Raw genomic sequence first — 12,915 nt, 5'->3', positions numbered from 1 at the left:
GGGCCTGCTCAGGAGCGCGCTGGACCTGGTGCTGCTCGGGGTGATCCCGACGATTGCGCTGGCGGTGGTGGTGGATGCGCTTTTTGCGCTGTGGGGCGCGTTGCTAAAAGGAGAGGCCGGTGATTGAATTTGACGGCGTAAGCAAATCGTTTGCCGGGCAGCCGGCGGTGAAAAACCTCAACCTGCACCTGCGGGAAGGGGCATTCTCGGTGCTGATCGGCACCTCGGGCTCGGGCAAGTCGACGACGCTGAAGATGATCAACCGGCTGGTCGAGCACGACAGCGGCACCATCCGCTTCGCCGGCCAGGATATCCGCGAGCAGCCGGTGCTGGCGCTGCGTCGGCGGATGGGCTACGCCATCCAGTCGATAGGCCTGTTTCCCCACTGGACGGTGGCGCAGAATATCGCCACCGTCCCGCAGCTGCAGAAGTGGCCGCGTCAAAAAGTGGCGGCGCGGGTTGATGAGCTGATGGCGCTGCTGGGGCTGGAGGCTACGCTGCGGGCGCGCTATCCGCACCAGCTTTCCGGCGGCCAGCAGCAGCGGGTTGGGGTGGCGCGGGCGCTGGCGGCCAACCCGGAGGTGCTGCTGATGGACGAACCCTTCGGCGCGCTCGATCCGGTGACCCGCGAGGCGCTGCAGCAGGAGATGATCCGCATTCACCGGCTGCTGGGGCGCACCATTGTCCTGGTCACCCACGATATTGACGAGGCGCTGCGGCTGGCGGATCACCTGGTGCTGATGGACGGCGGGGAAGTGGTGCAGCAGGGGGAGCCGCTGCAGATGCTGCTGCAGCCGAAGAACGACTTTGTTGAGACCTTTTTTGGCCGCAGCGAGCTTGGCGTGCGCCTGCTGTCGCTGCGCGGCGTCGGCGACTATCTGCGCCGCGATGAACGTCTCGCCGGAGATACCCTCAACGTGGCGATGACGCTGCGCGAAGCGCTGTCGCTGTTCGTGGCCCACCGCCGCGAGGTGCTGCCGGTGGTGGATGAACGGGGAGCCGCGTGCGGGACGCTGCACTTTGCCGATCTGCTGCGCGAGGGGGGTCGGCATGAAGGTTCTGCGTGATCCGCTGCTGTGGCTGCTGGCGCTGTTTATCGCCATTCTGCTGGCGCTTCCCTACAGCGCGCCGCTGTTTAGCGCCCTGTTTCCGGAGCTGCCGCGCCCGGTCTATCAGCAGCAGAGCTTTCTTGCCCTGACCCTCGCCCACTGTTGGCTGGTGGCGCTCTCCAGCCTCGCGGCAACGCTTATCGGCGTGGGAGCGGGGATTGCGGTAACCCGCCCCGCGGGCCGCGAATTTCGCCCGCTGGTGGAGACCATCGCCGCCATGGGGCAGACCTTTCCGCCGGTGGCGGTGCTGGCGATTGCGGTTCCGGTGCTCGGGTTTGGCTGGGAGCCGGCGCTGATCGCGCTGGCGCTGTACGGCATTCTGCCGGTGCTGCAGGGCACCCTGGCGGGGCTGAGCGCGGTGCCCTCGGGGGCGCTTGAGGTAGCGCAGGGTATGGGGATGACCGGCTGGCAGCGGCTGGTAAAAGTCGAGCTGCCGCTGGCGGCGCCGGTGATGCTGGCCGGTATTCGCACTTCGACGATCGTCAATATGGGAACGGCGACGATTGCCTCAACCGTCGGGGCCAATACGCTCGGCACGCCGATCGTCATTGGCCTGAGCGGGTTTAATACCGCCTATGTTCTGCAGGGGGCGCTGCTGGTGGCGCTGGCGGCGATCGTGGTCGACCGCGGGTTTGAGCGGCTGAATCAGCGAATCAGCCGACACCGCCGCGAACGATAAAGGAGTAACCGGCAAGCATAACGCCGCTGATCCCGCCGATAGCCATAAATAAGAACAGGGTAATAACCGCAATTTTTGCTGGCTTCATAATAGGCTCCTGATGTTAACGGGGCGATTATACGGTGAAGCGCGGGTGTTAATGAAACATTAATTGCTATTTAGCCAGATAACGTGCCCCTGCTGCTGCCACTCCAGCAGCTGCTCCTGCTCGGCGGGGGCGGGCGTTTCGCCGCACCACACCAGTAGGGTGCTCTCGGAAAACAGCTCCGGGCGAATCTGCGTCAGCGAGTGGGCGACGACGTCGACCCGCCAGCCCTGTTCGCTGGCCACCCAGCCCTCCAGCCACAGCCGGGTAATGTCGCCGGTGTTCCAGCCCACCACCAGCGCGTGGCTGCCGGGGCGCTTCCAGGCGCTGGCGAGGCTCTGCGCAATATGGTTGATGAGGATCCCGTCGAGAATGCCGCGCAGCGCGATAAGCGTCGGCTGGGGGCTGAGCAGGCGATGGCGTAAAGGGACAAACAGGTGGTTGACCAGGGTGTGCGCGGAGTAGCTGTGGCTGCGCTCTTTTATCCACGACCGCAGGCGATGGTAGCTGCCGTCGTGGAGCAGCGTTAGCACGATCTCCTGCTGTTCGCGCCAGCCGCCTTGCTCCTGCGGGTCGCTGTCGGCGAGCAGCGTTTTGACTTTGCCTACCTGAACGCCGGAGTCAATCCAGCGCTTAATTTCGCGGATGCGGTCAATTTCCTGCTCGTTGAACAGGCGGTGGCCGCCGTCGGTACGCTGGGGTTTAAGCAGTCCGTAGCGCCGCTGCCAGGCGCGAAGCGTTACCGGGTTAACATCGCAAAGCTGGGCCACTTCGCCAATCGTATAAAGCGTCATCTCTTCCCCTCCCGCAGAATTCTCCTCCCTATAACTGTAGAAGCTGTTTGTGGAAGGGGAAATATTTGCTCATTTTTTGAGCTGACAAAAGAGAGCGAGGCGCTAAGAAGTGCGATCGCGGTCATGAATGTTCATTTTCATGTAGCGCTTCAAAGAAAGATTTTCCCCGGCGGTGTATGTTACGCGCTTTCAGGTGATGTGTGGTCTGCGGGTATGTACGAGTTCGATCTGGTGTTGCTGCTGCTTCAGCAGATGTGCGTCTTTTTAGTCATCGCGTGGCTGATGAGCAAGACGCGGCTGTTTATCCCCCTGATGCAGGTTACCGTCCGTCTGCCGCACAAGCTGCTGTGCTACGTCACCTTCTCCATTTTCTGCATTATGGGGACCTACTTCGGTCTGCATATCGAAGACTCTATCGCCAATACCCGGGCCATCGGCGCGGTGATGGGCGGCCTGCTCGGCGGGCCGGTGGTCGGGGGCCTCGTCGGGCTGACCGGCGGGCTGCACCGCTACTCGCTTGGCGGCATGACCGCGCTAAGCTGCATGGTTTCCACCATTGTTGAAGGCCTGCTTGGCGGGCTGGTGCACAGCGTCCTCGTCAAGCGCGGGCGGCCGGATAAGGTCTTTAGCCCGCTGACCGCCGGGGCGATCACCTTCTTTGCCGAGCTGGTGCAGATGATGATCATCCTGCTGATCGCGCGCCCGTTTCAGGACGCTCTGCATCTGGTGCAGAGCATTGCCGCGCCGATGATGGTCACCAACACCGTTGGCGCCGCGCTGTTTATGCGCATCCTGCTCGATAAGCGGGCGATGTTTGAAAAATACACCTCGGCGTTTTCCGCCACCGCGCTGAAGGTTGCGGCCTCGACGGAGGGGATCCTGCGCCAGGGGTTTAACGAAGAGAACAGCATGCGGGTGGCGCAGGTGCTTATCCAGGAGCTGGATATCGGCGCGGTGGCGATTACCGATCGCGACCGGCTGCTGGCCTTCACCGGCATCGGCGACGATCACCATCTGCCCGGCAAGCCAATCTCCTCCCTCTACACTCAAAAGGCGATCGACAGCGGGGAGGTGGTGTATGCCGACGGCAACGAGGTTCCCTATAGCTGCTCAATCCATCCGCACTGCAAGCTCGGCTCGACGCTGGTGATCCCGCTGCGCGGCGAGAACCAGCGGGTGATTGGCACCATCAAGCTGTACGAGGCCAAGAACCGGCTGTTCAGCTCAATCAACCGCACGCTGGGCGAGGGGATTGCCCAGCTGCTGTCGGCGCAAATTCTTGCCGGGCAGTATGAGCGCCAGAAGGCGCTGCTCACCCAGTCGGAAATTAAGCTGCTGCATGCCCAGGTTAACCCGCATTTTCTGTTCAACGCCCTCAATACCCTGAAGGCGGTGATCCGTCGCGACAGCGACCAGGCCGGCCAGCTGGTGCAGTATCTGTCGACCTTCTTTCGCAAGAACCTGAAGCGGCCGTCGGAAATTGTCACCCTGGCGGATGAGATCGAGCATGTGAACGCCTACCTGCAGATTGAAAAGGCGCGTTTCCAGGCCAATCTACAGATTCAGATGCTGGTGCCCGAGGCGCTGGCGCATCACCAGCTGCCGGCGTTTACGCTGCAGCCGATCGTGGAAAACGCCATTAAGCACGGCACCTCGCAGCACCTTGGGGTGGGCGAGATTATCATTCGCGCCAGCCAGGATGAGCGTTGGCTGCAGCTGGATATCGAAGATAACGCCGGGCTGTATCAGGCCAATCCGGACGCCAGCGGACTCGGCATGAGCCTGGTGGACCGGCGGCTGCGGGCGCGATTTGGCGTCGAGTGTGGAATTACCGTGACCTGTGAAGCCGAGCGCTTTACCCGCGTTACGCTGCGACTGCCCGTGGAGGAGAGCGCGTGTTAAAAGTACTGATAGTTGATGATGAGCCGCTGGCGCGTGAAAACCTGCGGATCCTGCTGGAAGCGCAGAGCGATATCGAGGTGGTGGGCGAGTGCGGTAACGCCGTTGAGGCGATCGGCGCGGTGCACAAGCTGCGCCCGGACGTGCTGTTCCTCGACATCCAGATGCCGCGCATCAGCGGGCTGGAGATGGTCGGCATGCTCGACCCGGAGCATCGGCCCTATATCGTGTTCCTGACCGCCTTCGACGAATATGCGGTTAAGGCGTTCGAGGAGCACGCGTTTGACTATCTGCTCAAGCCGATTGAGGCCGCGAGGCTGGATAAAACCCTTGCGCGCCTGCGCCAGGAGCGCAGCCTGCAGGATATCTCGCTGCTCGACGGTACCCAGCAGGCGCTGAAGTATATTCCCTGCAGCGGGCATAGTCGGATCTGGCTGCTGCAGATGGAGGACGTGGCGTTTGTCAGCAGCCGGATGAGCGGTATCTACGTCACCGACAGCGAAGGGAAGGAGGGCTTTACCGAGCTGACCCTGCGCACCCTCGAGAGCCGAACGCCGCTGCTGCGCTGCCATCGTCAGTATCTGGTCAATATGGCCCACCTGAAGGAGATCCGTCTCGAGGAGAACGGCCAGGCCGAGCTGCTGATGCGCGCCGGGCATACGGTGCCGGTCAGCCGCCGCTACTTAAAAAGCCTGAAAGAGGCGATTGGTCTGTAAAACGGCAGAATCGTGGTAGACTTAGCGCCAGTATTTTTCATCATGAAGGCATTATGATCAGCAACGATATCCTACGTAGCCTGCGCTACACCTTGAAAACCAATAATGATGGCCTGGTGCGTATTTTCGCGCTCGGCGATTCCGTCGTCAGCGCAGAGCAGCTGGTACCGTGGCTTAAAAAAGAGGATGAGGACGGCTTCCAGCGCTGCCCGGATATCCTCCTGTCGATCTTCCTGAACGGTCTGATTTACGATAAACGCGGTAAAGATGAGTCCGCGCCGCCGCTGGCGGTTGAGCGTCGGGTGAATAACAATATCGTGCTGAAAAAGCTGCGTATCGCCTTCTCCCTGAAGACCGACGATATTCTCGCCATTCTGACCCAGCAGCAGTTCCGCGTCTCGATGCCGGAAATTACCGCCATGATGCGCGCGCCGGAGCATAAAAACTTCCGCGAGTGCGGCGATCAGTTCCTGCGCTATTTCCTGCGCGGTCTGACCGAGCGTGTTCACGCCGCCAAAGCCTGAGTTGCAGCCTCAGGCGGCCCGGCTGGCGCAACGCTTAGCCGGGCGATGACCTACTTCACTTCCTGAAAACCCTGCTCTTCGAGTAATTTTGTCGACACCGACATCGACACGAACTGCCGCGAGCAGTCGGTAAACATCGATCCCGGCAGCTTGCACAGCTCGCTGATTTTCGCCTCGCTAAAATCGACGCTCAGATGCTCCAGGGCATAGCTGTCTTTATAGTCGATGGTCTGCTCCACGCCCTTTATGCTGCGGTAAACGCTGCTCATCGGTTCAATAATCGCCCGCGCCTGCTCTTTATTGCTGGCGCCGATGGTTTTATAGGGGATGGTGTTGTTGGCATCCTGGCGCAGCACCTTATCGCCATCATAGTAGTAGGTAAAGCTGAGCTCGACGCCTTCGGCCGCGCGGTTAAAGGTTTTGCTCTGCTCTTTTTTGTTGTCGCAGCCGACCAGCGCCGTGGCCAGCAGAGCGGCGACGGCGATTGCGGTCAGCCTGTGTGTGTATTTCATCCCGGTTCCCTGTGTTGGTATGTATACCGTTCCGTTGTCAGAATAGCGTATTGAGTATTGTTCTTATCCGCGAGGGGTGCAAATAAAAGCGCCCGCCCGGGCGGGCCGCGGGCAAAAAAAACGCTGCCGGGGCAGCGTTTTTCGCGGAGATTATTTGACCTGTTGGCCCGGCTGGGCGCCGCTGTCCGGGCTGAGCAGGAAGATATCCTTCCCGCCAGGGCCCGCCGCCATCACCATTCCTTCGGAGATGCCGAAGCGCATCTTGCGCGGCGCGAGGTTCGCTACCATCACCGTCAGGCGGCCAATCAGCGCCTGCGGATCGGGGTAGGCGCTGCGGATGCCGGAGAAGACGTTGCGCTTCTCGCCGCCGATATCCAGCGTCAGGCGCAGCAGCTTGTCGGAGCCGTCGACGAATTCGGCGTTTTCAATCAGCGCGATGCGCATATCCACTTTGGCAAAATCATCAAAGGTGATGGTTTCCTGCAGCGGATCGTCCGCCAGCGGACCGGTGACCGGTGCGGAAAGCGCCTTCACCTCTTCCTTCGATGCCTCTACCAGCGCCTCAACCTGCTTCATTTCGATGCGGTTATACAGCGCTTTGAAGGTGTTGACCTTATGCGCCAGCAGCGGCTGCTGGATAGCATCCCAGCCCAGTTCGCTGTTGAGGAAGGCTTCGGCGCGGGCGGCCAGCTGCGGCAGCACCGGCTTGAGCCAGGTCATCAGCACGCGGAACATATTCAGGCCCATGGTGCAGATCGCCTGCAGATCGCCATCGCGGCCTTCCTGTTTGGCGACTACCCACGGCGCCTGCTCGTCAACGTAGCGGTTTGCCACGTCGGCCAGCGCCATGATTTCACGGATGGCTTTACCGAACTCGCGGCTGTCCCAGGCTTCGCCAATGCTTGCTGCCGCATCGGTGAAGGTTTGGTACAGCGCCGGGTCCGCCAGCTCGGCGGCCAGCACGCCGTCGAAACGTTTGGCGATAAAGCCGGCGTTGCGCGACGCGAGGTTAACCAGCTTGTTGACGATGTCGGCGTTGACGCGCTGAATGAAGTCTTCGAGGTTCAGGTCGATATCGTCGATGCGCGAAGAGAGCTTGGCGGCGTAGTAGTAGCGCAGGCTATCGGCATCAAAGTGGTTCAGCCAGGTGCTGGCCTTGATGAAGGTGCCGCGCGATTTAGACATCTTCGCGCCGTTGACCGTCACGTAGCCGTGAACGAACAGGTTGGTCGGCTTGCGGAAGCCGCTGCCTTCCAGCATCGCCGGCCAGAACAGGCTGTGGAAGTAGACGATATCCTTGCCGATAAAGTGATACAGCTCGGCGTCGGAATCTTTCTTCCAGTAGGCGTCAAAGCTTTCGCTATCGCCGCGCTTGTCGCACAGGTTTTTGAATGAACCCATGTAGCCGATCGGCGCGTCCAGCCAGACGTAGAAGTATTTGCCCGGCGCGTTGGGGATTTCGAAGCCGAAGTACGGCGCATCGCGGGAGATGTCCCACTGCTGCAGGCCCGACTCGAACCACTCCTGCATCTTATTCGCCACCTGCTCCTGCAGCGCGCCGCTGCGGGTCCACGCCTGCAGCATCTCGCTGAAGGAGGGCAGGTCGAAGAAGAAGTGCTCGGATTCACGCATCACCGGCGTCGCGCCGGAAACCACCGATTTCGGCTCGATAAGCTCGGTCGGGCTGTAGGTCGCGCCGCACACTTCGCAGTTATCGCCGTACTGATCCGGGGATTTGCATTTCGGGCAGGTCCCCTTCACGAAACGGTCGGGGAGGAACATCCCTTTTTCCGGATCGTAGAGCTGAGAGATGGTGCGGTTTTTAATAAAACCGTTCTCTTTCAGGCGCGAGTAGATAAGCTCCGACAGCTCGCGATTTTCGTCGCTGTGGGTGGAGTGGTAGTTATCGTAGCTAATGTCGAAACCGGCAAAATCGGTCTGGTGCTCCTGACTCATCTCGCCAATCATCTGCTCCGGAGAGACGCCAAGCTGCTGAGCCTTCAGCATGATCGGCGTGCCGTGGGCGTCGTCGGCGCAGATGAAGTTGACCTCGTGGCCGCGCATTCGCTGGTAACGGACCCAGACATCAGCCTGGATGTGCTCCAGCATGTGGCCGAGGTGGATTGAGCCGTTGGCGTACGGCAGTGCGCACGTTACCAGAATTTTCTTCGCGACTTGAGTCATAGTGAGCATTACATCTTCTGTTGTAAAAAGGGCTTCCGATATTACCAAAAGGGCACTGGGTGCGCCATAAATGGCTGACCATATATGGATAATCCTCAGCTGTGATAAACTCAATCATTACTGAAAGCATCTCATAACAACAAAGGAGTCGGGATGAATTCGCAATCCCAGGCCAAATCCCCCGAACGTCTACGTGCGATGGTCGCCGGAACGCTGGCTAATTTTCAGCACCCCACTTTGAAGCATAATCTCACCGCGCTGAAGGCGCTGCACCACGTTGCCTGGCTGGATGACACCGTGCATATCGAGATTCAGATGCCGTTCGTCTGGCACAGCGCTTTTGAAGCCCTGAAAGAGCAGTGCAGCGCCGAGCTGCTGCGCATTACCGGCGCGCAGGCTATCGACTGGAAGCTGACGCACAGCATCGCCACCCTGAAGCGGGTGAAAAACCAGCCGGGCGTCAACGGCGTGAAGAATATTATTGCCGTGAGCTCCGGCAAGGGCGGCGTCGGCAAATCGTCTACGGCGGTCAACCTCGCGCTGGCGCTGGCGGCGGAAGGGGCTAAGGTCGGTATTCTCGACGCCGATATTTACGGCCCGTCGATTCCTACCATGCTGGGCGCTGAAGATCAGCGTCCTACCTCGCCGGACGGCACCCATATGGCGCCGATTATGAAATTCGGCCTCGCCACCAACTCCATCGGCTATCTGGTGACTGACGAGAACGCCATGGTGTGGCGCGGCCCGATGGCCAGTAAAGCGCTGATGCAGATGCTGCAGGAGACGCTGTGGCCGGATCTCGACTACCTGGTGCTGGATATGCCGCCGGGCACCGGCGACATTCAGCTGACGCTGGCGCAGAACATCCCGGTGACCGGCGCGCTGGTGGTCACCACGCCGCAGGACATCGCGCTAATCGATGCCAAAAAGGGCATCGTGATGTTCGAAAAAGTGGAGGTGCCGGTGCTGGGTATCGTGGAGAACATGAGCATGCATATTTGCAGCAACTGTGGTCACCATGAGGCTATCTTTGGCACCGGCGGTGCGGAGAAGCTGGCGGAAAAATATCACACCCAGCTGCTCGGCCAGCTGCCGCTACACATTCATCTGCGCGAGGACCTGGATAACGGTACCCCGACGGTGATCGCCCGCCCGGAAAGCGAGTTTACCGATATCTATCGCCAGCTGGCAGGGCGCGTAGCGGCCCAGCTCTACTGGCAGGGTGAGGTTATCCCCAGCGAGATCGCCTTCCGCGCGGTGTAACCGTCGCGGATAAAACAACGCCCGGGACTTCGCTGCGCCATGCGGGAGCAGCAGAAGGACCGGGCGTTTTTCGTGGCGGCTCGCGGCCGCTACGCGTGTCGCGCAATCAGTGCTGGTAGAAAATCTCGCCGTCGTAAATTTTGACAATTTTGCCTTCAGGCTCGGTGACCAGCACGTAGCTGCCGCCCATGTAGGTCCAGTGGGTGTTGGCGTCTGGCGCAGGCAGGTGGCGCTGCTGCCACTGCTTGATGGTGTACTCCGGGGTCATATACAGCGGCGGTACGGTATCGCCTACGCGAAACTGCTGGAAGTCGGAGGTGACGCCGTCCAGCTCATATTTCTGCAGATCGGCGGCGGAAACCGAGCAAACGGCGCCGGTGCCGGCCAGCAGTACGCCCAGAAGCAGCATTTTTGTTTTACGCATAAATTCCTCATTATTATCCTGGACTCAAAATCGCAGCCTCGTATCATTCCGAAGCATGAGGGCGATGGCAAGTACTGGTTGATGAAAAATGTAAGCAAACGATGGTGCCGATTACGCGATTCAGCAAACCGCGCCTGTTTTAGGAAAAATCCGGGGATCCGGAGGTGGGAGTGACTATGTTCAGGCTGGAAGATCTGACGTTATTTGTCCGCGCGGCGGCGCTGGGCAGCTTCAGCGACGCGGCGCGGGAGGTCGGGCAGCAGCCGGCGCAGGTCAGCGCGGCGATAAAGCGCCTGGAGACCACGCTGAATATCCGCCTTTTTGCCCGCTCAACCCGCAGCCTGCGCCTGACTCCCGAAGGGGAGACCTGGCTGCCCTATGCCACGCAGATGCTCGATACCCTGCAGGCCGGGCTGCAAAAAATTCAGCTGCCGGATGACCAAATCCGCGGCACCCTGCAAATTGCGGTGCCCTCCGACCTCGGGCGCAATCTGCTGCTGACCGTGTTTCGCGCCTTTCGCCAGCGCTACCCGGAGCTCAGGCTGCGCATCCTGTTCTCCGATCATCGCACCGACGTGTTTAAAGACCCGGTCGACGTGGCCTTTCGCTATGGCGATAACGACGACGCGTCGTTTATCTCGCTTCCCGTCGCTCCGGAAAACCGCCGGGTGCTGGTGGCCTCCCCGGCGTGGATCGCCGAACACGGCGAACCGCAAACCCTCGAGGATCTGGCGCAGCGCAACGCCCTGCTGTACGTGCTGCGCGGCAGGCAGTTCGACCGCTGGTCGTTAAGCCTGGCGGGGGAGGTTCAGCACCTGCAGGTTTCCGGCGTTATCGTCAGCGACGATGCGGAGGTGATTCGCCGCCTGGCGATTGCCGGGGAGGGGTTTGCCTACAAGTCCTGGCTCGACGTCAGCGACGATATTCACGCCGGGCGGCTGCAGGTTCTGCTGCCGCAGTACCAGGGCGACCGGGTGCCGCTGAATATGATTTGCCCGCACCGCAAGCAGCTCTCTGCCGCGGTGCGTTTGCTGTATGAAGAGGTGAAGGCCCGCTGCGAGGCGCTGCACAACCAGCGCCCGGCGCCCTAGTGCCTGACCAGGGTCGCGAAGTAGTAGACCAGGGGAATCGCGAGGATCCACAGCCCTAACGGGATCTCGCGCCACTTTCCGGCCACGCTCTTAATCACCACGTAGAACAGCAGCCCGCCGGCGATGCCGGTACCGAAGCTGTTGGCAATCAGGGTGATCATCACCATCATCAGCACCGGCAGCCCGTCGGTAAAGTTGGCTAAATCGACCTTGCGCAGGCCGCTGAACATATTCAGGCCAATCAGGATCAGCGCCGGCGCGGTGGCCTCTTTGGGGATCATCAGCGCAATCGGGGTAAACAGCAGCATCAGCAGGAACATCACCGCCGCCGCCAGCGCCGTCAGCCCGGTTTTACCGCCGGCTTCGGCCGCCGCGGAGGACTCAATCAGCGCGGTGGCCGCCGGAATGCCGACCCACGGCCCGATGGCGGCGGCAATGGAGTCAACCATAAACGGCCGGTTGATGTGCGCCATATTACCCTCTTCGTCCAGCAGGCCCGCCTCGCCGCCTACCGCCAGAGTGGTTCCCATGGTGGAGAAAAACTCGGAGGCGAAAAAGATAAACAGGAACGGCAGAAAGGCGATATTCAGCGCGCCGAGCATATCGACGTGGCCGAGGACCGGGGTCAGCGAGTGCGGCATGGCGATAAAGCTGGCCGGCAGCCGGGTGACGCCGAAGGGGATCCCGACAAGGGTGGCCACGAGGATCGCCCACAGGATCGCGCCCGGAATGCGCCGCGCCTGCAGCGCAATGGCGAGAAACAGGCCGGACAGCGCTACCAGCGCGCCGGGGGAGAGGAAGTCGCCGAGCATCAGCGCGTTGGTTTTCGCATTCGCCAGCACCAGGCCGGCGTTGCGAAAGCCGAGAACCGCCACGAACAGCCCGATGGAGGCGGTGAGCCCCAGCTTGATCGACTGCGGCACCGAGCGGGTCACCACCTCGCGCAGGCCGAATTTGGTCAACAGGAAGAACAGAATCCCGGACCAGCAGGCGATGCCGAGGCCGATTTGCCAGCCGATGCCTTCGCTCCCGGCCAGGGTGACCCCCACCAGCACCGACCCGCCGATGCCGGGGCCAACGATAAACGGCAGGTTGGCGTAGAACGCCATCAGCAGCGTGCCGGCGACGAAGACCAGAATGGTTCCGGTGGTGACCGCGCCTTTATCCATTCCGCCGACCGTCAGCAGGCCGGGGATCACCACCAGCAGATAGGCGGCGGCGAGAAAGCCGGTGACCCCCGCCAGGCACTCGGTGCGCAGCGTGCTGCCGCGGGAGTAGAGGGCAAATCGCCGTTCCAGCCAGCGGCCCCGGGTTGATGCAGGAAGCGTGTTGTCAGCCATTATCAGGCTCCGTGATTATTATTGTGGGTATGCTCCGGGGTTTCCCGGCAGGCTATCAGCGGGTCGACGATCCGGCGGGTGGTGCCGTCGGTCAAACCCAAATCGGTCAAATGCGGCCCGGCGTTACAGGCGAGGCAGGGCCCCTCGATGGCCTTAAACACCCGGTACGGCGGCTCCCAGTCGGCAATTTCGGCGCTCAGGTCGCGCAGCTCGCGGAACTGGCGCGCCAGCTCCGGCGCCGGCAGGTCGGAAAGCATCCCGGCAATCGGCATGGCGACGTGGGCCAGAATCTCTC

At 61.2% G+C, this 12,915-nt stretch carries 14 protein-coding genes; 7 read left to right on the top strand and 7 right to left on the bottom strand.

What is annotated here, in order from left to right; all coding sequences use genetic code 11:
• Nucleotides 1–119: 119 nt before the first annotated feature.
• Both PFH44_RS18830 and PFH44_RS18825 read left to right on the top strand, forming a co-directional pair.
• On the top strand, nucleotides 120–1,067 hold the full coding sequence (locus tag PFH44_RS18830) for an ABC transporter ATP-binding protein (protein ID WP_045855838.1): 948 nt from the start codon (nucleotides 120–122) through the stop codon (nucleotides 1,065–1,067).
• Nucleotides 1,051–1,788 (top strand): ABC transporter permease, encoded by a 738-nt coding sequence (locus PFH44_RS18825; protein WP_133599077.1) that lies wholly within the window; start codon nucleotides 1,051–1,053, stop codon nucleotides 1,786–1,788. The genes PFH44_RS18830 and PFH44_RS18825 overlap by 17 nt, the downstream gene beginning before the upstream one ends.
• Here PFH44_RS18825 and PFH44_RS18820 read toward each other — a convergent pair.
• Both PFH44_RS18820 and PFH44_RS18815 read right to left on the bottom strand, forming a co-directional pair.
• A complete protein-coding gene (locus PFH44_RS18820; RefSeq protein WP_071844955.1) occupies nucleotides 1,763–1,876 on the bottom strand; it encodes a protein YohO in 114 nt (37 codons plus the stop codon). The genes PFH44_RS18825 and PFH44_RS18820 overlap by 26 nt on opposite strands.
• Nucleotides 1,877–1,935: 59 nt before the next feature.
• Nucleotides 1,936–2,667 carry a MerR family transcriptional regulator gene (locus PFH44_RS18815; protein ID WP_045855834.1) on the bottom strand — a complete coding sequence of 244 codons (732 nt, stop codon included), beginning with the start codon at nucleotides 2,665–2,667 and terminating at the stop codon, nucleotides 1,936–1,938.
• 213 nt (nucleotides 2,668–2,880) lie between these two features.
• On the opposite strand from PFH44_RS18815, the gene PFH44_RS18810 reads away from it, so the two are divergent.
• From PFH44_RS18810 to PFH44_RS18800, 3 genes are read left to right on the top strand one after another with little or no spacing between them, the layout of a single operon-like run.
• Nucleotides 2,881–4,569: a sensor histidine kinase gene (locus tag PFH44_RS18810; RefSeq protein ID WP_045855832.1), complete on the top strand. Its 1,689-nt coding sequence runs from the start codon at nucleotides 2,881–2,883 to the stop codon at nucleotides 4,567–4,569.
• Nucleotides 4,563–5,282: a two-component system response regulator BtsR gene (gene btsR, locus PFH44_RS18805; protein WP_045855830.1), complete on the top strand. Its 720-nt coding sequence runs from the start codon at nucleotides 4,563–4,565 to the stop codon at nucleotides 5,280–5,282. The genes PFH44_RS18810 and btsR overlap by 7 nt, the downstream gene beginning before the upstream one ends.
• 53 nt (nucleotides 5,283–5,335) lie before the next feature.
• Nucleotides 5,336–5,806 carry a YehS family protein gene (locus PFH44_RS18800; RefSeq protein ID WP_045855829.1) on the top strand — a complete coding sequence of 157 codons (471 nt, stop codon included), beginning with the start codon at nucleotides 5,336–5,338 and terminating at the stop codon, nucleotides 5,804–5,806.
• Nucleotides 5,807–5,856: 50 nt separating this feature from the next.
• On the opposite strand, the gene PFH44_RS18795 is transcribed toward PFH44_RS18800, so the two are convergent.
• Both PFH44_RS18795 and metG read right to left on the bottom strand, forming a co-directional pair.
• Nucleotides 5,857–6,318, bottom strand: coding sequence for a YehR family lipoprotein (locus PFH44_RS18795; RefSeq protein ID WP_045855827.1), 462 nt, complete (start codon nucleotides 6,316–6,318; stop codon nucleotides 5,857–5,859).
• A gap of 150 nt (nucleotides 6,319–6,468) precedes the next feature.
• On the bottom strand, nucleotides 6,469–8,502 hold the full coding sequence (gene metG / locus PFH44_RS18790; protein ID WP_283825802.1) for a methionine--tRNA ligase: 2,034 nt from the start codon (nucleotides 8,500–8,502) through the stop codon (nucleotides 6,469–6,471).
• Nucleotides 8,503–8,655: 153 nt separating this feature from the next.
• On the opposite strand from metG, the gene apbC reads away from it, so the two are divergent.
• Nucleotides 8,656–9,765 carry an iron-sulfur cluster carrier protein ApbC gene (gene apbC / locus PFH44_RS18785; RefSeq protein WP_045855825.1) on the top strand — a complete coding sequence of 370 codons (1,110 nt, stop codon included), beginning with the start codon at nucleotides 8,656–8,658 and terminating at the stop codon, nucleotides 9,763–9,765.
• A 106-nt stretch (nucleotides 9,766–9,871) separates the two neighbouring features.
• Here apbC and PFH44_RS18780 read toward each other — a convergent pair whose 3' ends face one another.
• Complete coding sequence (locus PFH44_RS18780; RefSeq protein ID WP_283825800.1) at nucleotides 9,872–10,189, bottom strand: RcnB family protein; 318 nt, start codon at nucleotides 10,187–10,189, stop codon at nucleotides 9,872–9,874.
• Nucleotides 10,190–10,365: 176 nt separating this feature from the next.
• Between PFH44_RS18780 and PFH44_RS18775 the strand changes: the two genes are divergently transcribed.
• Nucleotides 10,366–11,280 carry a LysR family transcriptional regulator gene (locus tag PFH44_RS18775; RefSeq protein WP_283825801.1) on the top strand — a complete coding sequence of 305 codons (915 nt, stop codon included), beginning with the start codon at nucleotides 10,366–10,368 and terminating at the stop codon, nucleotides 11,278–11,280.
• Here PFH44_RS18775 and PFH44_RS18770 read toward each other — a convergent pair.
• On the bottom strand, nucleotides 11,277–12,620 hold the full coding sequence (locus PFH44_RS18770; RefSeq protein ID WP_283825799.1) for an NCS2 family permease: 1,344 nt from the start codon (nucleotides 12,618–12,620) through the stop codon (nucleotides 11,277–11,279). The two genes, PFH44_RS18775 and PFH44_RS18770, sit on opposite strands and share 4 nt — an antisense overlap.
• A 2-nt stretch (nucleotides 12,621–12,622) precedes the next feature.
• Nucleotides 12,623–12,915: adenine deaminase C-terminal domain-containing protein (locus PFH44_RS18765; protein WP_283825798.1), on the bottom strand; the 293-nt coding region annotated here is incomplete at its 5' end.

This window comes from Klebsiella sp. Ech2A, assembly GCF_030078455.1.
Classification (GTDB): Bacteria; Pseudomonadota; Gammaproteobacteria; order Enterobacterales; family Enterobacteriaceae; genus Klebsiella; species Klebsiella terrigena.
The sequence above is the reverse complement of the archived record's forward strand: the minus strand, read 5'-3'. Positions and strand labels throughout refer to the sequence as shown.